Origin of the sequence: Synechococcales cyanobacterium CNB, assembly GCA_030263455.1 — a bacterium.
Lineage (GTDB): Bacteria > Planctomycetota > Phycisphaerae > Phycisphaerales > UBA1924 > CAADGN01.
The window spans coordinates 214,650-236,936 of the sequence record SZOZ01000005.1 but is presented as its reverse complement, the minus strand read 5'-3'; the positions used below and the strand labels follow the sequence as shown (position 1 = coordinate 236,936).

Annotated in this window: 18 protein-coding genes; 13 read left to right on the top strand and 5 right to left on the bottom strand. The window is 69.0% G+C overall.

The window, feature by feature from the left end; genetic code table 11:
• Window positions 1-11: 11 nt before the first annotated feature.
• The 4 genes from FBT69_07140 (at window position 12) to FBT69_07125 (ending at window position 6,689) form a co-directional block, all read left to right on the top strand.
• Window positions 12-2,342, top strand: coding sequence for a DUF1349 domain-containing protein (locus tag FBT69_07140; GenBank protein MDL1904572.1), 2,331 nt, complete (start codon window positions 12-14; stop codon window positions 2,340-2,342).
• Window positions 2,239-3,762, top strand: coding sequence for a hypothetical protein (locus FBT69_07135; protein ID MDL1904571.1), 1,524 nt, complete (start codon window positions 2,239-2,241; stop codon window positions 3,760-3,762). Before FBT69_07140 ends, FBT69_07135 begins: the two co-directional genes overlap by 104 nt.
• A complete protein-coding gene (locus FBT69_07130; protein ID MDL1904570.1) occupies window positions 3,729-4,961 on the top strand; it encodes a glycoside hydrolase family 5 protein in 1,233 nt (410 codons plus the stop codon). Before FBT69_07135 ends, FBT69_07130 begins: the two co-directional genes overlap by 34 nt.
• 174 nt (window positions 4,962-5,135) lie before the next feature.
• Window positions 5,136-6,689, top strand: a complete 1,554-nt coding sequence (locus tag FBT69_07125) for an ATP-binding protein (GenBank protein ID MDL1904569.1) — start codon at window positions 5,136-5,138, stop codon at window positions 6,687-6,689.
• A gap of 68 nt (window positions 6,690-6,757) precedes the next feature.
• Here the strand turns inward: FBT69_07125 and FBT69_07120 are convergent, their stop codons facing one another.
• Window positions 6,758-7,864 (bottom strand): mannose-1-phosphate guanylyltransferase, encoded by a 1,107-nt coding sequence (locus FBT69_07120; protein MDL1904568.1) that lies wholly within the window; start codon window positions 7,862-7,864, stop codon window positions 6,758-6,760.
• Window positions 7,865-7,908: 44 nt separating this feature from the next.
• Window positions 7,909-8,562, bottom strand: coding sequence for a hypothetical protein (locus FBT69_07115; protein ID MDL1904567.1), 654 nt, complete (start codon window positions 8,560-8,562; stop codon window positions 7,909-7,911).
• 32 nt (window positions 8,563-8,594) lie between these two features.
• On the opposite strand from FBT69_07115, the gene FBT69_07110 reads away from it, so the two are divergent.
• The 3 genes from FBT69_07110 to FBT69_07100 all read left to right on the top strand — a co-directional run bounded on the left by FBT69_07110 (window position 8,595) and on the right by FBT69_07100 (window position 11,180).
• Window positions 8,595-10,241 carry a polysaccharide biosynthesis protein gene (locus FBT69_07110; protein ID MDL1904566.1) on the top strand — a complete coding sequence of 549 codons (1,647 nt, stop codon included), beginning with the start codon at window positions 8,595-8,597 and terminating at the stop codon, window positions 10,239-10,241.
• 132 nt (window positions 10,242-10,373) lie between these two features.
• Entirely contained in the window at window positions 10,374-10,667 is a 294-nt protein-coding gene (locus FBT69_07105) for a hypothetical protein (protein ID MDL1904565.1), read from the top strand.
• A gap of 45 nt (window positions 10,668-10,712) precedes the next feature.
• The gene (locus FBT69_07100; protein MDL1904564.1) at window positions 10,713-11,180 is read left to right on the top strand and encodes a dUTP diphosphatase; all 468 of its coding nucleotides are present in this window, start codon (window positions 10,713-10,715) and stop codon (window positions 11,178-11,180) included.
• Between the two features lie 3 nt (window positions 11,181-11,183).
• Here FBT69_07100 and FBT69_07095 read toward each other — a convergent pair whose 3' ends face one another.
• Window positions 11,184-11,921, bottom strand: a complete 738-nt coding sequence (locus tag FBT69_07095) for a 1-acyl-sn-glycerol-3-phosphate acyltransferase (protein ID MDL1904563.1) — start codon at window positions 11,919-11,921, stop codon at window positions 11,184-11,186.
• A gap of 105 nt (window positions 11,922-12,026) precedes the next feature.
• On the opposite strand from FBT69_07095, the gene FBT69_07090 reads away from it, so the two are divergent.
• The 6 genes from FBT69_07090 (at window position 12,027) to FBT69_07065 (ending at window position 19,539) form a co-directional block, all read left to right on the top strand.
• Complete coding sequence (locus FBT69_07090; protein MDL1904562.1) at window positions 12,027-13,412, top strand: replication-associated recombination protein A; 1,386 nt, start codon at window positions 12,027-12,029, stop codon at window positions 13,410-13,412.
• Window positions 13,409-14,008, top strand: a complete 600-nt coding sequence (locus FBT69_07085) for a 5-formyltetrahydrofolate cyclo-ligase (protein MDL1904561.1) — start codon at window positions 13,409-13,411, stop codon at window positions 14,006-14,008. Before FBT69_07090 ends, FBT69_07085 begins: the two co-directional genes overlap by 4 nt.
• Window positions 14,009-14,053: 45 nt before the next feature.
• Entirely contained in the window at window positions 14,054-15,331 is a 1,278-nt protein-coding gene (locus FBT69_07080; protein MDL1904560.1) for a LysM peptidoglycan-binding domain-containing protein, read from the top strand.
• Window positions 14,977-15,834, top strand: a complete 858-nt coding sequence (ruvX, locus tag FBT69_07075; protein MDL1904559.1) for a Holliday junction resolvase RuvX — start codon at window positions 14,977-14,979, stop codon at window positions 15,832-15,834. The genes FBT69_07080 and ruvX overlap by 355 nt, the downstream gene beginning before the upstream one ends.
• Before the next feature lie 7 nt (window positions 15,835-15,841).
• Window positions 15,842-16,759 (top strand): outer membrane lipoprotein carrier protein LolA, encoded by a 918-nt coding sequence (locus tag FBT69_07070; protein MDL1904558.1) that lies wholly within the window; start codon window positions 15,842-15,844, stop codon window positions 16,757-16,759.
• 170 nt (window positions 16,760-16,929) lie between these two features.
• Complete coding sequence (locus FBT69_07065; GenBank protein ID MDL1904557.1) at window positions 16,930-19,539, top strand: hypothetical protein; 2,610 nt, start codon at window positions 16,930-16,932, stop codon at window positions 19,537-19,539.
• A 4-nt stretch (window positions 19,540-19,543) separates the two neighbouring features.
• Here FBT69_07065 and FBT69_07060 read toward each other — a convergent pair whose 3' ends face one another.
• Entirely contained in the window at window positions 19,544-21,028 is a 1,485-nt protein-coding gene (locus FBT69_07060; protein MDL1904556.1) for a S1 RNA-binding domain-containing protein, read from the bottom strand.
• Window positions 21,029-21,189: 161 nt separating this feature from the next.
• Complete coding sequence (locus FBT69_07055) at window positions 21,190-22,281, bottom strand: Gfo/Idh/MocA family oxidoreductase (protein ID MDL1904555.1); 1,092 nt, start codon at window positions 22,279-22,281, stop codon at window positions 21,190-21,192.
• Window positions 22,282-22,287 lie beyond the last annotated feature (6 nt).

Here is a 22,287-nt window from a genome sequence, read left to right as displayed (position 1 = left end):
TCAAGTTCGGGATGGCGGTGCGTTCAGGCCGCTGCGCGGTAGTTGTTCTGGTCGTTCTGCGACTGCGACGCGCCGGTCGCGGGCGTGAACGCCTGCTTCCACTGCGGGTTGGCGAGGAACAGGTACGCAAGGATGGCCGGGTACGCGAATCCGAGAATCTGCGTCACGCCGAAGCCCGTGCTCAGCAACGTGATGCCGGCGAGGTTCACGATCACGGCGATGCCGGCGTAGGCCAGGCAGGCCTGCCGCGCCCACGGCTTCATCTTGAGGATGCCGATGCCCCCGACCACGAGCAACAGCCCGGCGCAGAGGCTCAGCAGCCCGACGAGCGTGATGCCGATGCCCGCGCCCGCGACAGCCCCGCCGCCGGACTCTCCGGACGCCGACACCGCACCGCCGAAGGCCGCCAGCAGCCCCCCCCCGAGCACCAGGAACAGGCTGCCGAGCACGCCCCACCCACCGAGGATGAAGTTGAGCACGGCGACGGCCGTCATGCCACCGGTTCGATTCGTGTTCATCGCGATGATCTCCGCTGCCCGCCGGCATGGCGGGACTGCCAGTCCCTTCGGCTCGCGGCCCACAAGCCCGCCAGTTTGCGAGGGTCTCACCAGCCGAATTCCCGCAACCCGACCGCCCGTTCCCGGCAGATTCTGCGCGTCCGGCACCAACTCCCACCCTCTCGGTACACTCCCGACATGATGAGACTGTGCCTGCTCCACACCTTCGTTCTTTGCGCCGTGTACCTCGCTCTCACGCTCCCCGGCATCTCGCACGGCCAGAGCGTCACGACCTTCAGCAACCCTCTCGACCCCCAACTCGCGGACCCCCACGTCATCCGCCACCAGGGGACGTATTACGTCTATGCCACAACGGACGGATCGCGGGGTTTCGGCGTCTGGTCATCCCCTGACCTCGTCAACTGGCAGTGGCGCGGGTGGTCGTTCGAAAAGACCGCGAGCACCTGGGCACAGGACGAGATCTGGGCGCCGTGCGTCGTCGAGCACGCCGGCCGCTTCTACATGTTCTTCAACGCGCGCAACAACCCCGCCGTGGGACACCGTATCTGCCTTGCGATCGCAGACACGCCGCTCGGACCCTTCCGCGAGCACCGCGCCCCCCTCTGGGATCCCGGCTTCGCCATGATCGACGCGCACTGCTTCATCGACCGCGACGGCTCGGCCTACCTCTACTACTCGCGCGACATCTCGCAGTTCCCTGTCAGCGAGACGTGGGTCGTGCCCCTTTCGCGAGACCTCCTCTCCGTCGCCGGGCAACCGACGCTCTGCGTCACCCCCGACAAGGAGTGGGAAGGCAAGTGGAACGAGGCGCCCTACGTCTTCCGCTGGGGCAACCGCTACGTCATGTTCTACTCCGGCCCGGGCTACGCCTACCCGACCTACTCGGTCGGCGTGGCGACGGCCAACTCTCCACTCGGGCCGTGGACGAAGGACCCCTTCAACCCCCTGATGACGCGCACGCCGCGCGTCTCGGGACCCGGCCACCCGAGCATCATCGCATCGCCCGATGATCGCGAACTCTTCATCGTCTACCACACGCACATGCAACTCGCCGGCGGCGGAGAGCGGCAACTCGCCATCGACCGCCTCCGCCTCACCACCGGCCCCGACGGCGCGCTCCGCATCGAGGCAGACGGACCGACGACGACCTCCCAGCCCCTTCCATCCGGCGTACGGCCTTTCCCAGCCGCGGTTTCAGACGAGTTCAATGCCAATCAACTCGACCGAACCCGCTGGCAGATCGTGAACGAAGACCCCTCGCGCTGGCGTCTCGCCAGCGGCAAGCTCGTCATCTCCACGCAGGACGGCGACCTCTGGAAGACGCGCGGCGACGTCCGCAACATGTTCCTCCAATGGGCGCCGAACGAGGATTTCGAGATCGTCCTCCGCCCCGAGTTCCGCCCCCAGCGCAACTTCGATCAGGCCTTTCTGATCATCTACCAGGACCACAACAACTACGTCCGCTTCAGCAACGGCTGGATCGACACCCGTCGCTGGCAGGTCGCGCACCAGGTCGACGGCGAGTTCCGCGACTTCATCACCCCTAACACGCTCGGCGACGTCTGCTGGATGAAGATGGTCCGCCGGGGCCGGTCCATCTCCTGCTACGCGAGCCTCGACGGCCAGCGTTGGTACGCCGTGGGCGGCTCGTACCTGGCCGATTTTTCCGAGGTCCGCGTCGGCTTCGGCGCGTCAACGCCGGGTTCTGGACGGCGCACGGATGTCGCCTTTGACTTCTTCCGCGTGCAGCGGCCCGAGCCGCCGCGACTCCTCGGAACGCCCGATCGTCCCGCCGGACCGCCGGTCGGCCCTCAGCCCCGATAGAAGGAGCGTTGCTGTGCGCTGCATCCTCCCTGTCGCGTACCTCATCGCGGCCCCAGTCGCCGTCGCACAGCACGAGGACACCGGCCGGAGGGTGGAGCCTCCCCGGCCCCGTGTCGCCTGGACATACCCGCTCAACTCCGATGCCTTCGGCGGTCCGTCCGTCGCGGACGCGGATGGCGACGGGCATCTTGACGCCGCGATCGCCACCTACTTCGGCGACTCCCGAGTCGTTGTGCTGAGAGGGAAGGACGGCTCTCTCCTGTGGCAGCACGACGCAGGCACGACGCCGGGCGCCGGAGATGCCTGCCTCGACGCGTCGTCTCGATTCGCGGACCTCGACGGGGACGGCTCGCTCGAACTCATCGTGCCGGTCTCAAACCGCGGCGAAGTCCTCGCCCTCAGCGGCACGTCGGGTGACGTGATCTGGCGGAACACGACCGATCCGATCGAATGCACCGACACCCCGCCGTGGATAGGTGACCTCGACGGCTCACTCTCGATCGTCATCGGCACGTTTCACGGCAACGCGCGCGTGCTTGGTGCGGACGGGTCAACCCGCCGCTCCATCAAGGCCGCGCCGAGCTTTGTTCAGTCCTGCCCAGTCGTCCGGGACGTCAACGCCGACGGCGTGCCCGATTTCATCGTCGCGGATTTCAAGGGCAGAAACCGCCTTTACGCGGTCTGCGGGGCGACGGGCGAACACCTGTGGACGCACCAGGCTCGTGACAGCATGTACCACGGCCCTTCGGTCGGCGACTTCGATGGAGACGGGATTCCCGAGCTCGTCATCGCCGACTACTCCGGCACAGTCCACGCCATGAGGTCCAGCGACGGGACGCCCGTCTGGACCGCGCGACCGGGCGACCACTACTTCATGTCGCCGACCGTCATCGCCGACCTGGACGCGGACGGATCGCCGGAGGTGATCGTCGCGAGCGTCAACGTCACCGCTCTGCGGGCCGACGGGTCCATCCTCTGGTCGGTCCCGGTTGATCCTGCAACAGGGGTCATGAACTCCGTCACGCGCGGCGTCAGCGTCACCGACATCGACGGCGACGGAAGCCTCGACATCGCCCTCGTCAACAGCCGCGGCCTCCTCCGCGTCATGCGGGGGCACGACGGCTCGCCGATCTTTGAGTTCGACGCCGCATCGATCACCGACTTCACGCCCGCGCACTCGAGCAGCGGCGTCTCGATCGCCGACCTGACGGGTGACGGTCGCCTTGACCTCCTCTTCGTCGCGGGAAACGCCCGCGCCAAACGCGGCATGGTCATCTGTCTTACGGGCTTCGCCGGCCCCGCCGTTGCCGACGACGGCCGCGACCTTGGCTGGTTCATGCTCCGCCACGATCCCTCCAACACCGGCAATGTCTCGACTGCGCTTCCATGGCCCCCCCGGCGGGCCGCGGAGCAGCCATGAACGGAAGACACGAGATATCGAGCTTGCATCGCAGAGAGTTTCTGGCGACGGCGGCCGCGCTCCTTGCCGCCGGCGTCTCCAGGCCCGCGACCGCCCAGCGGGCACGCGCGCTCGCTGCTCGTCCCGCTGTCCGCGCCGAGGATGGCATCGCCCTTCTCGCTCGCGGGGTCAACCTCTCGCACTGGATGTGGTTCCCGCAAGCGCAGGGAGAGCGTGCCCGCCGCCTGTTCGTCACCGCCGCTGACCTGGACCAACTCCGGTCAGCAGGTTTCACACACGTGCGACTCCCCTTTGAGCCTTCGTGGTTGTGGGACGAGAGCAAACGGACGTTCAAAGCCGCGGAGTTCACCGAGTATCATGACGCACTGCGGCTGTGTCTCGCGGCCGGGTTGGCCGTCATCGTCGATGCTCACTGGAGCCGCACGCCGTGGATCAGGCCACGCGGCGCGGACTTCGACGAACGCTTCGGCGAGCTGGACCGGATGTGGGCATCGCTCGCGGATCGGCTCGCAGACACCGAACCCGACCTCGTGTTCCTCGAGCTCGTGAACGAGCCGCACGACCTGCGCGACCCCGAGCACTGGCACGACGCCCAGCGCCGAATCGCGGCAACCGTCCGCGCGGTCGCGCCGCGGCACACCATCATCGCCACCGGCGCGGACTGGGGCGGCATCGATGGCATGCTGCGCCTCGAACCGCTCGACGACCCGAACGTCGTTTACTCGTTCCACTTCTACAGCCCGCACAACTTCACGCATCAGGCTGCCGAGTGGGGCTTCCCGCCGTGGAAGGACATGCGCGGCGTGCCCTGGCCAGCGGATCGCGCTGAACTTGAGCGTCTCGCAGAGACCTTCCCTCAAGAGTCCCGCAACGCCCTCCGCTGGTCCGCCCGCGTCGGAACAGAAGACCCGTGGTCCGCCGAAGCGCTGCGTGCGAGCATCCGGCGCGCCGTCGAGTGGTCGCGACGCCACGGCCGCCCAGTCTACTGCGGCGAGTTCGGTGTCTACACCAAAGCCTCCCCTCGCGAGAGCCGACTCGCCTGGCACCGCGCCGTGACCGACGCCCTCCGCGAACATCGCATCGGCTGGTCGTTGTGGGACTACGTCGGAGGATTCGCTCTGGCAACGGGTGAACCGGCGAAACGCGTGCTGGACCAGGAACTTCTCGCAGCCCTCATCACACGCGAAGAACGCCGCTGACTCTCCCATGCCCCGGACATGGGCGATTGAGTGTGCGACGACGCTGTGATCCGCTTCCATGTTCGCAGCCGGAGAACCTGAACCCGGATTCTGCCCACGGGACACCGATCGGATGTGCCGCCGGCCGGAGCAACCCCTTCACACTTGCCTCCTGTTCGGTATGCTCTGTCGGCCATGCTCGCCCGTGTCCGATCATCCCTGCTCCAAGGCATCGACGCCCTCCCTTGCGAGGTCGAGGTTGACCTCGACGACCGCTCCTTCGGCGGCCCCGGCATCAGCGACCGCGCCACGATCGTCGGCCTTCCCGACGCGGGGGTGAAGGAGTCCATGGAGCGCGTCCGCTCCGCCCTTAACAACTCGGGCTATCTCCACCCCGCCGGACGGCTGCTCATCAACCTCGCGCCAGCCGACGTCAAGAAGGAAGGTCCCGTCTACGACCTTCCCATCGCCGTCGGCATGCTCGCTGCTACCGGCGTCCTCCGGCCCGACGCCGGCGCGCCCCTGGACTTCCGCTCCGCGGTCGTCATCGGCGAACTCGCCCTCGACGGGCGCGTGCGCCCGGTCCGCGGCGCGCTCGCGGCCGCCTCGATGGCCCGCGCCACCGGCGCGCACGCACTCATCTGCCCCGCCGACAACGCCGCCGAGGCCGCTATCGTCGAAGGCGTGGCCGTCTACGGCGTGCGCACGCTCGCCGAGGTCGTCGGCCTGCTGACCGGCGCGCTCGACCTCGAACCCCACCCCGCGCCCGACGTCGCGGGCATCCTGAAGACCGCCGACGCCCCCATCGATTTCGCCGACGTCCGCGGTCAGGAAGCCGTCAAGCGTGCCATCGTCATCGCCGCCGCGGGCGGGCACAACATCCTCATGCTCGGCCCCGCCGGCACGGGCAAGACCATGATGGCCAAGGCTCTGCCCGGCGTGCTGCCTCCGCTGACGCCGGAGGAGGCCGTTGAGATCACCCGCATCTACTCCGCTGCCGGCGCGCTCCCGCCCGGCGAGGGCCTTGTGACATCGCGACCCGTCCGCTCACCGCACCACACCGCGTCCGCGCCGGCCGTCGTCGGCGGCGGGATCGTGCCGCGCCCCGGCGAGATTTCCCTCGCCCACCGCGGCGTCCTCTTCCTCGACGAACTCGCCGAGTTCCCCCGCTACGTGCTGGAGACGCTCCGCCAACCGCTCGAAGACCACGTCGTCACCATCGCCCGCGCGCACGGTACGCTGCGCTTCCCCGCCTCGTTCATGCTTGTTGCCGCGATGAACCCCACACCCCGCGGCGACGTGCCCGCGGGCGAGGTCGGCAAGCGCGCGATGGACCGCTACCTCTCGCGCCTCAGCGGCCCGCTGCTCGACCGCATCGATATCCACTGCGAAGCGCCCGCCGTGCCGTGGAAGGAGCTCTCCGCCGCCGATGGCCGACCCCGCGGCACCAGTTCCGCCCAGATGCGCGAGCAGGCGCTCGCCGCGCGCGAACGCCAGGCGGCTCGCCAAGGCCCTACCACGCCCAACGCTCGCCTCAGCGGCCGGCAGCTCGACACCCTCGCCCCGATGACGGACGACGCCCGCAATGCCCTCGGCCGAGCGATGACGGAACTCAAACTCAGCGCGCGGGCCTACGACAAGGTCCGTCGCATCGCCCGCACCATCGCCGACCTGGCGGGCGAGGAGACGCTCACCACGCCGCACGTTATCGAAGCCGTGAGTTACAGGCTGCTGGACAGGAGCGTCTGAAAGCCTGCTTCGCACGGTTCGGGATGGGGCCGTGCAGGCACCGTTCCGACATCCCTTTCGTGCAATCGCTACCGAAGCCCCTCCCCCACTTGCCCGTGCAGGTCCTTCAGTTCCTGCGCGCGGGCAGCGGGCATGACGAGGGTCGCCTCGTCGGTCTGGACGACGATCAACCCTTCGCAACCCAGCATCGCGATCGTGTGGCCCGGCCTTCCGCCGGTCACGGCGAGCGAGCCGCGGCACTCGTGGAAGACTGCCTGCCCCGTGCCTGCGGCGCGGTTGCCGTCGGCGTCAGGGGCGAGCGTCTCCGCGAAACTCGGCCAACTGCCGACATCCAGCCACCGCACCGGCATGTCCACGGTGCACACCGTCGCCGCCGGATCGCGCGAGGCCGGCTCCATGATCGCGTAGTCCACGCTCACCTTCGGCAGCGTCGGGTAAACTTCCGCCAGCGTGCGCGCACGGTGCGGCGTCTGCCATGCCGCCTGAATCTCGCGCAGACCCGCCGCGCTCTCGGGGCGGTGACGGTCAAGCAGCCGCATGAAGTGCGCCGCGTGAAACACGAACATGCCCGAGTTCCACCCGTACTCCATGCTCTCGACGTAGCGGCGAGCGGTCTCGGCGTCTGGCTTCTCCTTGAACTCGCGCACCGCGAACGCCCGGCCGCCGAAGCCCTCGATCGCTCGCCCGCGGCGCACATAGCCGTACCCCGTCTCCGGGCGCGTCGGCGTGATCGCGAACGTGACGAGCCGCGAATCGTCCTGCTCGACGAGCCGGAAGCCGGTGTCCATCGCCGCGCGGAAGTCGTCCTGGGGCTCAATGACGTGGTCCGCCGTGAGGACCGCGAAGACGGCGTCAGGGTCGAGCCGTTCGAGCACGGCCGCCGTCAGGCCGACCGCGTTCACGGTGTCGCGTCCCTCCGGCTCGCCGAGAATGTGCTCGTCGTCAAAGGCGGGAAGCCGTTCACGGACGATGGCTCGGTAGCGCTCGGCGGTGCAGATGTAGCGGCGATCGGCCGGGACCACGCCGTCGAGCCGCTCCGCCGCCAGTTCGAGCAGCGAGCACGGGGCGCGCCCCGCACGCGTGATGAACGGGATCAACTGCTTCGGCATCTCGCGCCGGCTCATCGGCCAGAGCCGGGTGCCCGCCCCGCCCGCCATGATCATCGCGTACCGCATCCGCACCTCCGGGCCGAGCATAGTCGAACGGCAGCGAGCCGGGGTCAGGGTTGCCCGCCGAAGGCCGCGGCGAGAATCTGGTCCGACGTGGTCAGCGTGCCGTTTGACCTGCGCACCGCACGCTCCACCAGACGCTCCGCGCTGTCGCGCGTCTCGCCGAGCGCGATGAGCGCCTGCACCGCCTCGGCCGCGGCCGGCGAGACGCCGATCGAAGGCTCTGCGAGCGAACCAGCCCTTCGCTCCAGCACGTCGGCGTTCACGAAGGCGTCGAGTTTCCCGCTCAGTTCGACGATCACCGTATCGGCCACGCGCTTGCCGATCTCGGGCAGTTGCTGCAATCCCTTCGCGTCCTTCGAGACCACCATCGCCGCAACCTCGCCCGGCGGCACGGCGAGGGCGCGCAGCGCACGTTTGTTCCCCATCCCCTTCACCGTGGTGAAGACCTCGAAGAACCGGCGGTCGTCGCGCGATTCAAACCCGATCAGCCTCGGCACGAAACTCGTCCCCTGCCCCTGTGCCTCGAGGTACGCGAGCGTGTGGAGAACCACGCGCCGACCAACCTCCGCGGCGAGCCGATCCGCGAGATACGCCGGAAGCATCACCTCGTAGGCGAGTCCGGTCCCCTCGGGCTGGATCACCGCGCCACGAGCGTCCACCGAGACCAGCGTGCCGGCGATGCGGGTGATCATCACCCCCATTGAAGCACAATCCGGCGGCTGAAGCGCGAACGATGCGACCCGGTCGAGCCGATAACCCTCTGGCCCGCCTCGGGCCGGAGGATGCCATGCCCAGAGCCGCCATTGCCGGACGCCCGGTTGTTGAGGTCACCCCCAAGCCGGGCGCGGAGCGAGCCATTCTCATCGGTACCCCCGAAACGGTCCCCGTCCTGCGCCGTCAGTTAGAGGCCGCGCCGGGTGTTGTTCTGCCGGTCGGGTGCCTCCTGCTGAGTGAGGATGGCACCGAAGACGACGGCGTGCCCGGGCTGTCCCCGGTCACGGGGCTGGATGCCCTGGTTCAGGCCCGGGATGGGCTGGGTGCTCGCGTCGCCGTGGTCTGCCTACCGGCGGCGATGTGGTCCCATGCCTGCCGAGTGCGGGCGGAGTTGGCTCGGGCGGGGATAGCGGAGCGCGTCGTCCCCCCCCTGACGGAACTGCTGACCCGGCCGCCCGTCCCCCCGCACAGGGGACCATCCGCCGCGCCGGTGCTGGACTATGCGGCCTTGATCGGGCGCGAGCCCCACGCGATCGACCATGAACGAGTCGCCTCGCTCTTCGAGGATCGGCGCGTGCTCATCACGGGCGCAGGCGGGTCGATCGGGTCGGAACTCGCCCGCGTGGTGGCTTCGTACTCGCCCTCGATGCTCGTGCTCATGGAGCGTTCGGAGAACGCCCTTTTCGAGATCGACCGCCGCCTGGGCGAGCGGTTCCCGGGCGTGCCAAGGCGGGCCGTGCTCCACGACGTCGTCGAGGCCGAGAGCACGCAGCGGCTGGTCACCGACCTCGCGCCGGACATCGTGTTCCACGCCGCGGCGCACAAGCACGTGCCCCTGATGGAGGACCACCCGGCGCACGCGATCACGAACAACCTGCTCGGCACGCGGGCGATCGCGGACGCCGCGGTCGAGGCCGGTGTGCAGCGGTTTGTCATGGTCTCCACAGACAAGGCGGTAAACCCGACGAGCGTCATGGGCGCAACGAAGCGGCTTGCGGAGTTGTACGTTACCGACCTGCACGCGCGGCTGCGGCGGGACGCGCGAGCGAGCGAAGAGCCGACATGCTTCTCGATGGTCCGCTTCGGCAACGTGCTCGGCTCTGCGTGCAGCGTGCTCACGATCTGGACCGCCCAACTCGCCGAGGGCGGGCCGCTCACCGTCACCGACCAGCGAATGACTCGCTACTTCATGACCATCGCGGAGGCCGCGTCGCTGGTGGCACAGGCCGCCGCCATGAGCGACCCCGCGTGCGACCGCCCCGGAGTCTTCGTCCTCGACATGGGCAAGCCCGTCCGCATCCTCGACCTCGCCGAGCGGTTCCTCCGCGCCCATGGCGTCGAACCTCGCCTCCTCCGGCCGGATCAATCCGACGCGCCGACGATTCCCGACACACTCCCAACGGTTGGCATCCTCTGCACGGGCATCCGCCCCGGAGAGAAACTCCACGAGGAACTCGCATACTCCAACGAGGAACTCGCCCCCACCGATCACCCCGGCATCCGGGCCTGGCGCGGCATGGCGGACGCGCCCATCGACATTCGCGAAGCCGTCGATCGGCTCACCCGGATCCGGTCGAGTGCCGACAGGCGTGCCGTTCTCGACGCACTCCGTCGGTACATTCCAACGCTGAGCGCTCCGACGACACGATTCCGACAGGCGGTCTGATGTTCGGTATTTAGAAGGGGACGGTTGACCATCGCCAGGAAGATGCGACAATGCACCCACGCCCTAGGAGGGGCGAAGCGTGAGACGGGCGGGTCGGTGATCCGAAGGATGAAGGATGGATGGAGCCGAACCATGCCAGCGACCATGACGGACCGTCACCAGGTGCTGATCGAAACCGCCGCGGCCCGAGACAAGGCCGAGGCGCTTCTGCGCGGCTTGCAGGAGGCCCGCGCTCGCTCTGAGCGACACCTCCGCGAGATCGGCCAGACCGATGCCATGAAGGCCGTGACCGGCAAGAGTTCCATCGAGAACGCGATCGCCAGCACCCAGCGGATGATCGACACGCTGAACCGCAGCCTCGTCCAGCTCAAGAAGGAGTTGACCGACGAGGACCTTGTCCTCATCGAAAGCTCTGGCGAGTTCTGAACAGCGCGAGCGCACGCGACAGCTGACCTGCGGTATCGTTTCGTCGTGCAACACGACCTCACCCTCCGAGTACTCCGCCTTGACTCTCGGGCCGTTCTGCCGGCGTACCAATCGGACGCTGCAGCCGGCTTGGACCTCGCGGCCTGCCTTCCACGCGGAGAGTTCGAGCACGAAGCGGTCACGCTCACGCCGCGCGGGATTCTCCGCATCCCGTGCGGCATCGCTGTGGCCATTCCTGCGGGGTTCGAGGGACAGGTACGCCCTCGCTCCGGCCTGGCGACGAAGCACGGCGTGACAATCCCGAACGCTCCCGGCACGGTCGATTCGGACTACCGGGGCGAGATGTTCGTCGTGCTCATCAACCTGGGACCGGAGCCTTATGTCGTGAAGCACGGCGCCCGCATCGCGCAGCTGGTGATCGCCCCTGTCGCTCGTGCCACGGTCGTCGAAGCCGATTCGCTCGAAGGAACCGCTCGCGGCGCGGGCGGGTTCGGCTCGACCGGGGGGCATTGACGCTCACTTGCCCTTGCCGCCAGGGAAGAGTTCCTTCGGCGGGTCGCGGGCGGGCCACCCTGTCCACTCGACATAGCGACGACGCAGGTCGTCCGCGATCTCGTGCGGCTTGAGGCCGCTGCCGGTGTAGTCAATCACTGGCTTGAACGCGACGACCGATCGGCTTCGTCGCCAGAGGCTCCCCCACGCCGGGTCCACCTGCGGCGTTCCCTCGATGATGACCGGCAGAACGCGGACGCCCGCCCGCTTGACAATCAACCCCACACCGGGCAGGAAAGGCATCACGCTCCGGGGAGGCCGTTCGAGCGTACCCTCGGGAAAGATGCCGATGACTCCGCCGTTCTGAAGATGTCGCAGCGCCTCGCGCGCGGCGACGACTTCGCGCCCGTCCCGATCAACCGTGATGATCTCCGTCCACGCCCAGAGCCACCCCAGGGCGTCGAGCTTCATGTCCTTGGCCATCATCCATCGGATGAAGAACGGGCAGGCAGCCTGCACCAAGACCGGATCGACGCCTGCGGTGTGGTTGGACACGACGAGCAGTGGGCCGGGCGCGGTCGAGTCGGGCAGGTTCTCCAGCCCCTCATACCGGACGCGGTGCATCAGCCGCCCGTACAGGCGAAGGAATCGCCAGACCAGCCCGCTTTCGACATCCCCCCGCGGCCCCGTGTTCAGACGCCGCGCCGCGGCAGCCCAGAGCAGCCAGACAGCCACGGCGATGAGCCAGAGTGAGGTCGGCACGGCATATGTTAGCGTCCGCAAAGATGCAATCTACAACGATTCGAGGCTTCATCGGGCCGCGAAACCCGTTCGGATCCCCAACATCCGGGGTGTACAATCGGGGTGATGACCGACCTGTGGGCACCCAAGCGCGAAGCGGCCAGGCAGCGCGTCGAGCCGCTCGCGGTGCGGATGCGCCCGCGCACGCTGGACGAGTTCGTCGGCCAGCAGCACATCCTCGGACCCGGTCGTCTGCTGCGCCGGATGATCGAGGCGGACGCGATCACGAGCATCATCCTGCACGGGCCGCCGGGGACGGGCAAGACCACGCTCGCCCGCGTGATCGCGGCCCAGACGCGCAGGCGGTTCGTGGCGGAGAACGCGGCCGGCGTCGGGGTGAAGCGGATCCGCGAGGTGATCGACGAGGCGACCCGGGCGGTCGAACTCGAAGGACGGCGAACAATCCTCTTCCTCGACGAGATCCACCGCTTCACGCGCAGTCAGCAGGACGTGCTGCTCAACGACGTGGAGCGAGGGCTGGTCACGCTCATCGGCGCGACCACCGAAAACCCGCTCTTCGCCTGCAACTCGGCGCTCGTGAGCCGCAGCACGCTCTTCCGCCTCGAACCGCTGAGCGAGGAGGAGGTCGCGGACGTCGTACGCCGGGCCATCGCCGACCCGGAGCGGGGCTACGGCCGGCTCGACCTGCGCGTCACGGATGACGCGATCCGCGTCTGGGCCGTCAAGTCCGACGGCGACGCGCGGCGGGCCTTGAACGCCCTCGAAGTCGCCGTCCTGTCGCAACAGAACAGAGCACGAGGTGCAAGCGACCGCCCGCCCTCGGTCCTCATCGACCGCGCCGTCGCCGAGGACTCCATCCAGCAGAAGGCCGCGGTCTACGACGGCACCGGCGACGAGCACTACGACGCGATCAGCGCGATGATCAAGAGCATCCGCGGCAGCGACCCGGACGCGGCCGTCTACTGGGTCGCCCGGATGCTCGACGCCGGCGAAGACCCCCGCTTTATCGCCCGGCGTCTCGGCATCCTCGCCAGCGAGGACGTCGGCAACGCCGATCCCCACGCCATGCCGCTTGCCGCGGCGTGCTGGCACCTCGTCGAGCGCGTCGGCATGCCCGAGTGCCGCCTGACCCTGAGCCAGTGCGCGATCTACCTCGCCCTCGCCCCGAAGAGCAACGCTTCGTGTGCGGCGATCGACGAGGCGATCGCCGACGTGCGCGAGGGGCGAACCGTGCCCGTGCCGCTCTACCTGCGCGACCCGAACTCGTCCCCGATCGGCGAGGGCGTCAGGCTGCGCGACCGCGAAGGCGAAAAGTACCAGTACAGCCACGGCGCGCCCGGCGCGTTCACGGGGCAGGACTATCTCGGCGTCGAGAAACGCTACTACCGCCCCACCGACCGAGGCGACGAGCGGCGCCTCGGCGAGCGGCTCGCGGAACTTCGCCGCCTGCGTGAGCGGATTCGAGGATCGGACCCCGGGAGCGCGCCGTGAGCGGCCCCGACACCGCCGCCGCCAAGGCTGCCCTGCGTCGGGAGATGCGGGATCGGCTGGCCGGCCTTGCGGCGAGCGATACCGCCGCCTGGTCCGATGCCCTCTGCGCAAGGCTGCTGGCATCCGGGCTGCTCGGCGAGCACGGGCCGGTGATGCTCTTCGCCGCCCTTCCCGGCGAGGTCGATCTGTCCGCGGTGGCCGCCGCTCTGCACCGTGCCGGGCGAACGGTCTGCCTGCCACGCGTCGGATGGGACGAGGGCAGCCTCGAACCTGTCGCGGCCGGATGGCCCTGGGACGGCCTGGCGCAGACGCGGCACGGCCTGCGCGAGCCGCCGCCCGATGCACCCGCGATCCCTTTGGGCGAACTGAACGCCGTCGTCGTCCCGGGGCTTGCGTTCGATGGCGAGGGCAACCGCCTCGGGCGTGGAGCGGGCTTCTATGATCGGTTCCTCTCGCGTCCGGGTCTGGCGGCACGCACGGTCGGCGCGGGATTCGATTTGCAGGTCGTCGCCCGCGTCCCGACCGATGCACAGGACGTGCCGCTGGACGCGGTCGCGACCGAACGTCGGATCGCCAGTCCGGCGGCCGGGGCGTGACGGACCACGCCGGTACCGAAGTCCGCCAAGAAGGAGGAGTCCTGCATGTCGCTCCCCTCGCAATCTCCCCGCCCGGGCAAGATGGGCCGCACCTACGTCCGCAACCACCGGCGGAAGGTCGGGCGGCGACCGCTCGCCGCGCTGGTCATCGTGGTGGTCGTCGGCGGCGTGGTATCGGCTTGGGCGATGGGCATCGGCCGCGGTGAGCCGTCGGGGGCGAGCGCGGCCGAGACGATGCTCAGCGACCCCTTCGTGCCCGAGCAGACGCCCACGCGCGAGACCGCTCGCCCGGCGGCGCAGCCGGCGCGGCCGGAGCCGGAGCGGCAGGCGACGAACAACCCTGCACCGCTCGAAATCCGGCAGGGCCGTCCGAACGCGACGCGGACGGACACGAACGAGGACGTGCAGGCGCCGGCGCGAGAAGCATCGCCCCCGGTCGTGCGGCCGTCTGAGGCGCACACCGCCGCTCCGCCGACCGGTCTGGGCGACGCGCTGCGCGAGGCCGAGCCGCTGCCGGGAGGGGGGAGCACGCCGTCCGTCACCGACACCGCGCGGAACCTGCTCGGCGCGGCGGAGCGGAGCCTGACCGAGAACAAGCCCGTCGTCGCGCGCGAGCTGCTGAACCGGGCACTGCGGGATCCGACGCTGAGCGCGGCCGACCGGGCGGCGGTCCGCGACCGGCTCGCGCGGATCAACGACGACCTCGTCTTCTCGCCGAAGGTCCACGCGGACGACGCGCTGAGCGGGTCGTACGTCGTACAGAGCGGCGACAGCCTCGAACGCATCGCGCGGCGCAACGATCTGGCCGTGGACTGGCGACTGCTCCAGCGCGTCAACCGGCTGAGCAACCCGAACCGCATCCAGGTGGGCCAGTCGCTCAAGCTCGTGCGCGGGCCGTTCCACGCGGTCGTCTCGAAGAGCGCGTACCGCCTGGACCTCTACGCCGGCCCGCCCGCCGACGAGTCGGCGTGGGTCTACATCCGCTCGTTCCCGGTCGGCCTGGGCGAGGGCGACAGCACGCCCGTGGGCCGCTTCGTCGTCAAGCGCGGCAGCAAACTCATCAACCCGCACTGGGTAAACCCGCGCACCGGCCAGAAGTTCGACGCCGACGACCCGATGAACCCGATCGGCGAGCGCTGGATAGGGATCGAGGGCCTCGGCGACGACTCCGTGAAGACGGGCTACGGCCTGCACGGCACCATCGAGCCGCACAGCATCGGGCGGCAGATGTCGATGGGCTGCGTCCGCCTGCTCGCCGACGATGTCGAACTCGTCTACGAGATGCTCGCCGAGGGGGTCAGCCGCGTCACCATCCGCGAGTGACACGGGCAGCGTGCCGGCCTCGACGTGCGAAGAATGACGGCGTGCGCTACCTCTGCATCGATCTCGGCGATCGGCGCACCGGCCTGGCCGTCGGCGACGACGCCACGCGGATTGCCTCGCCCATCGGCGTGCTCGAAACGGCGATCGACACGTCGGGCGGGGATGCGCTCCTCGACCAAATCGCTCACGCGGCGGAAGAACACCTGGACGCACACGACGAGATCGTCGTCGGCCTGCCGCTGAACATGGACGGCACGGACGGGCCGCGTGCCGCACTTGTGCGTGCCTTCGCCGACCGGATTGCGTCGCGAACCGGCCGAACCGTTCGCCTCCATGACGAGCGGCTCTCCACCGCCTCGGCGGACTGGTCGATGGCCCAGAGCGGGATGACGCACAAGCAGAAGAAAGAGCGGCGGGATGCTCTGGCGGCCGCAGCGATCCTGAAGGAGTTTCTCGCCGCCGGGGCCGCGGGGAGCGCGGGACACGCCACAGGGGGATCGTAACGCAACCGTGACACGCCGCCAGGGGTTGAACTATGGGGACGAGGGGAAGGGCAGACCGATGATGACGCTGATGACCCTGCTCGTGCTGGCCATGCGTGCGGTCGTGCTGCCGATGGGGCTGGGATTGGCGCTGTGCGCGGACCCCGCGCTCGCGACCGTTGAGCCGGCGCAGCCTGAGCGGACGGATGGCGAAATCCGCACCGCCGACGACCTGCTGCGCGAGCTGGAACGAACGGGCGAATCCGTCACGCGGTTCTCCGCCACCGTGCGCTACGTCAAGACCTTTGCCATCGCGGGCGATACGGAGACACGCGACGGCTCGCTGGTGTTCGTGACCGATCCGGCCGACGATGGCGCGACGCCCCGCCGACGGTTCCTCATCGAGTTTGATCGGCTCACGGTCGGCCGCCGTGTCGAGCAAAAGCCGCAGACCTATGTCTTCGATGGTCGCTGGCTCCTCGAACGCCTCCCCTCCGAGAAGCAGATCGTGAAGCGCGAGGTCGTCCCCCCGGGCGAGCGGTGGGATCCGCTCCGGCTCGGTGAGGGGCCGTTCCCAGTGCCCGTCGGCCAACGGCGCGAGGACGTGCTGCGCGAGTTCTCTGCCGAGCTGCTGCCCGCCGGGGACGGGCTGGAGAGCGAGGCCCTTCGAGCGTACGCGGCCGACTGCTGGCAGTTGCGCCTGACGCCTCACGCCGAACTGGCGGACAACGCCGACTTCGAAGAGGTGCGCGTGTGGTACGACAGGACGGACCTGCTGCCGCGCGTGGTACGGACGGTCAGCCCCTCGGGCGATGAATCGCTCGTGCAGCTGCGCGAAGTTCGGACGAATGACGCCGTGCGCGTGGACGAGCGGGCGATGTCCACGGACCTGCCCGCGAAGCGCGACGGCTGGGCGATCAAGGTCGAGCCATGGCAGGCGAAATGACGCCCGCTCATTCTTGCGGGGTGAAGCCCCTGCACCCGTCGCACGGGACATCAGGGTCGCGCTGCCTTACCCTGCTCTTTGCGGTCTGTGCCGCCCTGGTGAACTTCCTTGCCCTGCCGGGAGTGGCGCAAGTCGCGGACTCGCCTGCACAATCGCCATCACCCGAGCCGATGCAGGGCCCGCCGCTCGCCGCCGCGGTGACGAGGCTCCTCGGCGCGGAGTATCTGAGCGATGACGAGCGGCGCTTGCTCCGCCTGCGCCACGGGGTCTGGACCGACGAGGATCTTGCTTCGCCCGCCTTGCGCGCACGGGCAGCGCTGGTCCGAGGGGCATGGGACGACACTGCGTTCAACGATCCCGACTGCCACCCGCTCGACCGTGCCGAGGCGTTGCTTCGTCGAGGCGACCTCCACGATGCCCTGACCTCCCTCGACGGCCTCGACTCCATCCGCGCGATCCGCCTGAGAGCCGAAGCCCTGGAAGCGCTCGGGCGGCTGGAAGAAGCCGATGCCGCGCTTGAGCCGCTCGTTGCCCGACTCGCCGGGCGACGCGTCGCGGATGCGGACGAACTGGTGGAGGGCGTACGGGGGCTAGCAATCCGGCTTCGCCTTCATGGGAGTGCCCGGGCCGCAGATGCCGCGGGCGGATACCGGTCGCTGATGTCGATGCTCGCCGTGGCACGCGACGAGATGGATCGGCTGTCGTGGACTGCGCACCTGGCCGAGGCGGAACTGCTCTACTCGCGCGACAACCTGCCCGAGGCGGGCAAGGCCGTCGAAGAAACGCTCAGGCTGAATCCATCGTGCGCCGCGGCGTGGTCGCTTGCGGGCCGGATGGCGGTCGATTCTTTCGATTTCGATAGAGCGGAGTCCATTGCACAAAGGCTGCACTCGCTCGCCGGGCCGGGCCTCTCGGCCGACGGGGCTGCGATCTCCGCGCGGGCACGCCTGCGCCAGAGCGACCCTGAAGGGGCGTCGCTCGCGCTCGCACCAGCGCTGGAACGGTTCCCACGCGACCGGACGCTCCTCGCGCTCGAAGCCGCGGCAACCGCTGCACGCTTTGATGATGCCGGTTTGGAGCGAGCGCTTGCCGCTTTCGATGCGCTGAACGGCACCGAGCGGTCGGCCGAGGCGCTCTACGAGGTCGGGCGTGCACTCAGCGAGGCCCGCCAGTACCAGCAGGCCGCCGACGCGCTCGAACGCGCTGCCGCCCGACGACCAACGCTCCCCGAACCCTGGATCGAACTCGGGCTCCTCGAGTTGCAGGCAGGGCGCGACCTGCGCGCCAGAGACGCCCTCCGCCGTGCGGCCTCGCTCGACCCCTTCAACCTCCGCGCCGAGAACAGCCTCCGACTGATCGAGGAACTGCTCACCTACGAGACGCTCGAGAGCGATCACTTCATCGTGCGGTTCCGCCCCGGCCCGGATGCCATGCTCGCGCGCGAGATGCTTCCGGTGCTGGAACACATCCACTCCGTCGTCGCCGGCCCGGAGGGATTCAATCACGAGCCGAGCCAGCGCACGCAGATCGAACTCATGCCGGACCATTCGTGGTTCAGCGTGCGCATCACGGGCATGCCGCGCGTCCACACCATGGCCGCCTCGACCGGCCCCGTGATCGCGATGGAAGCGCCGCGCGAAGGCCCGCGAAGCACCATCGGCCCCTACGACTGGCCTCGCACGCTCCAGCACGAGTACGCCCACACGGTCACGCTCTCTCGCACGAACAACCGCATCCCGCACTGGTTCACCGAGGCCGCGGCGGTATGGGTCGAACACGCGCCGGTCGATCCGCGCTGGTGGAGTCTCCTCGTTCGCGCCTACGAGCGCAATGAACTCTTCGACCTGGACACGATCAGTCTCCGGTTCGTGCGACCGCTGCGACCGACCGATCGCTCGCAGGCGTACGCGCAGGGGTGGTGGATGTATCGCTTCATGGTCGAGCGATGGGGGAACGAGGCGCCGCTCGCGCTCATGGACCGTTACGCAGCGGGCGATCGCCAGAGCGCGGCCATGCGGGCCGTCCTCGACATCACTCCCGAGCAGTTCTTCGAGGCCTTTCTGCCGTGGGCGCGCGCGGAACTCGAACGGCTCGGGCTGGCGCTGCCGGAGGGCACGCCGACACTGCGGGATCTGCTGATGACCGAGGTCGCGCGCCGGCTCGAACGTGATGCACTCTGGGCGGAACGCTCCGGAGGCGGCGAGGCACGTGCGGGAGAACCGCCGGGGCTTCCCGACTTCGGCAGAACCATCCTTCCGACCCCGGACGCGGCGATGACGGCACGGTGGCTCGAACGGCATCCCGAGCACCCCGACGCGCTTGCGGCGGCGGTGCATCTCGCCCTTGCCTCCTCGCGCGGTCGGCCGACTCCGGACATGGCGCCGCTGCTCGAACGCCTCGCCGCGGCGCGGCCGGAGGACCCGCTCCCCCGCCGCCATCTCGCCAGGCTGGCGATCGACGGCTCGCTGCCCGGCGCCCCGGAGCGTGCGATCGAACACCTGGAATACCTCGACGCCCGTGAACTGCGATCGCCTGCGTACGCGCTCGAACTTGCGGAGCGCTACGCGAAGACTGATCGCCTCGACAAAGCGTGGGAGAAGGCTGTTCGGGCTTCGAGGATTGCTCCGTTCGATGCCACCGTGCGCGAGCAGGCGGCACGCATCGCGCTCCTGCGCAATGACCTTGCCGCCGCCCGGACGCAGATCGAAGCGCTGATCGTGCTCGAACCTGACCGCGAGATTCACCGGCGGCGGCTGGAAGCGCTCCGGGCGCGGCAGTGACCGCTCACAGCTTGAGGTCGCCCAGCCCGCCGCCGAGGTGTTCGAGGCCGCCGAGTCCGCCGCTCTTCTGGTGCATCTTCGCCTTCTCGCGCATGCGGCGCAGGGCGGGCGTTTCCTTGAGGATCTCGTCGGGCGAGCGGGTGTCGCGCTCCATCCCGCCGCGACGTCCGAAGCCCTCGCGCGGCATGATGCCCTTGGGCTTCCGTGCGGGCTTTTCGTCGGCACGAGCGGCCGCCTCGCGCTGCTCCGGTTGGGGGCGCGGCTTGGTCTGCTTGATGCTCAGCGAGATGCGGCGCGACTCAGGATCGACCTTCAGCACCCGTGCCGTCACGATCTCATCCTGCTTTACCGCGTCCTCAACGCGGGCGATGCGCCGCCAGTCGATCTCAGAGATGTGGACGAGACCCTCGACGCCCGGCGCAACCTCGACGAACGCCCCGAACTCCATGATCTTCGTCACCCGACCCGTAACGTCCGAGCCCTCGCTGATGTCGTTGGCCGCGAGCGCGAACGGGTCGTCCGTGAGTTGCTTGATGCCGAGCGAGATGCGCTTGGCCTCCCAGTCCAGTTTCAGCACCTGGGCGCGGATGCGGTCGCCCTCCTTGACGTGGCGCTGGACGACCTTTTCGCTCGGCGTGACTCGCTCGTGCGTGAGGTTCTCGACGTGGACCAGCCCGTCCACGCCTCCGATGTCCACGAACGCGCCGAAGGCGGCGATGCGACGCACCACGCCCTCGACCACGTCGCCTTCCTTGAGCGTCTCGCGGAGGCGCTTCGCCTGCTCCGCCCGTTCATGCTTCAGCATGTCCCGCCGGGAGAGAACGATGTTGCCCTTTCCGGCGCGATCTACACGCGAGACCTGACAGGTCAGTTTCTCACCGACGTACACGGAGAGGTCTTCGATGCGTTCGAGCGAGACCTGGCTCGCCGGCATGAAGGCCCGGTGTCCCGCGACTTCGAGTTCAAGCCCGCCCTTGTTCACGCCGGTGACGCGGGCCTCGACGGTCTGCCCGGCTTCGAGCATCTCCCAGTCGGCCTTCTGCACCGCGCCCGGGCGCGAGCAGAGATAGATGGACTCGCCCGCCTCGTAGCGGTTCACCACGACCTCGGTCTGCTCGCCGACCTTGGGCAGTTCGTGCTCGGCGTACTGCGACCGCTCCACGACGCCCAGTTCCTTCGGCCCGAACTCGATGAAGACGTCCGTCGGCCCGACGGAGACGACCGTGCCCGTGCGGTGCTCACGCCCCGCTCGCACCACGCGAGGCCCCCGGATCGGCGCCGGGGCAGCGCCCTCCAGCGGTTGCTCGGCCGCATGGTGCCGCTCACGCGAGTGGCGCGAGGGCTTGTCGCCGCTCAGCCCCAGGTTGCGCATCGCGGCGTCGATCTCCGCGTTCAACTCGGGACTGAGCGTGCCGGACGATTCGATCGGCGCACCGGCAGGCTGCTCGGAACGGCCGGTCACGGACGGGTTCTCGGATGCTGGGTGCATGGTCGTTTTGCAACTGGTTCTCTGAAGGGGTCGGGCGAGCCACCGCGGATCGCCTGGCGTCGATGTTCCTTCGGCGGTTCCGGGAGGGTACCGGTCTCCGGCCGGTTCGCTAGTCTACCGCGCCCTGCCTTGCGCACCACATTTCCGGTGCGCCCAGATGGCTATCGGGCGGCAGGCGTGCCCATGGTCTCCCGGACGGCCTCGATGATCCGCTCCGCCGTGCGGACGTTCACGAACCCGGCGTTGGCGTCGATCGGGGGCTGGGTGCCCGTCCGCACCGCCTCCAAGAACGAGCGAATCTCCAGGGCGAGCGGCTCGGCGTCGTCGATCTCCAGCGGCTCGATATTCACCAGTTCCATCCAGTTGAGGCTGGTCAGGTCCATGCCCTGGCGCAACTGCTCGTGGACCTCACGCATCTGAATCTCGTTCGCGATTCGGCGGATGATCGTCCCCTTCTTGGCCGCGTAGTCGATCTTGATGTACGCGTTCTCGCCCGTGATGCGGGTAACACGCTCTGTCTTGAGCGCGAGGCGACTCGCCGTCACATTCGCCACGCACACGCCCTCGGGACGCCGCCACGTCAGCCGGGCGTTGCAGATGTCCTCATGCTCGGTGATGAGCGAAACCCCCGCGGCCTGAATCTCGTCCGGCTCGTGCCCGCCCATCAGCATCAGAACCACGTCCAGGTCGTGGATCATCATGTCCATGACGACACTCACATCCACCGAACGGAACGTCATCGGACTCACCCGGTGAACTTCGATAAACCGCGGCGACACGCCCCGACCGTTGTCGGTTGCCTTCGCCATCGCGCGCATCACGGGGTTGAACCGCTCGATGTGCCCCACCATCAGCACCGCGCCGCCATGCTCGGCCGCCTCCTTCATCGCCCGTGCGGTCTCCGCGTCCTGGGCGAGCGGCTTCTCGATCAGGCAGGCGACACCCGCTTCCAGGAACGGCCGGGCAGCATCCTCGTGCGCCGTCGTCGGCACCGCGATCGACACCGCATCGACGCCCGCTTCCAGCAGCGCCTCCGGCGTCGGATAGACACGGCACCCGAGCCGTTCCGCGATTGTCGCGGCCCTCGCCTTGTCAACATCGACCACACCCGCCAGCACGCACCCCTGCTCGTTCGCGTAGATGCGGGCATGGTGCTGCCCCATGCGCCCCACGCCCACAACGCCGCAACGCAGCGTGCCCTCCCCCCGGCCCCGTCTGCGCCCCTGTTGAAACGCGGTGCTCATGGCAGCCATCTCGTC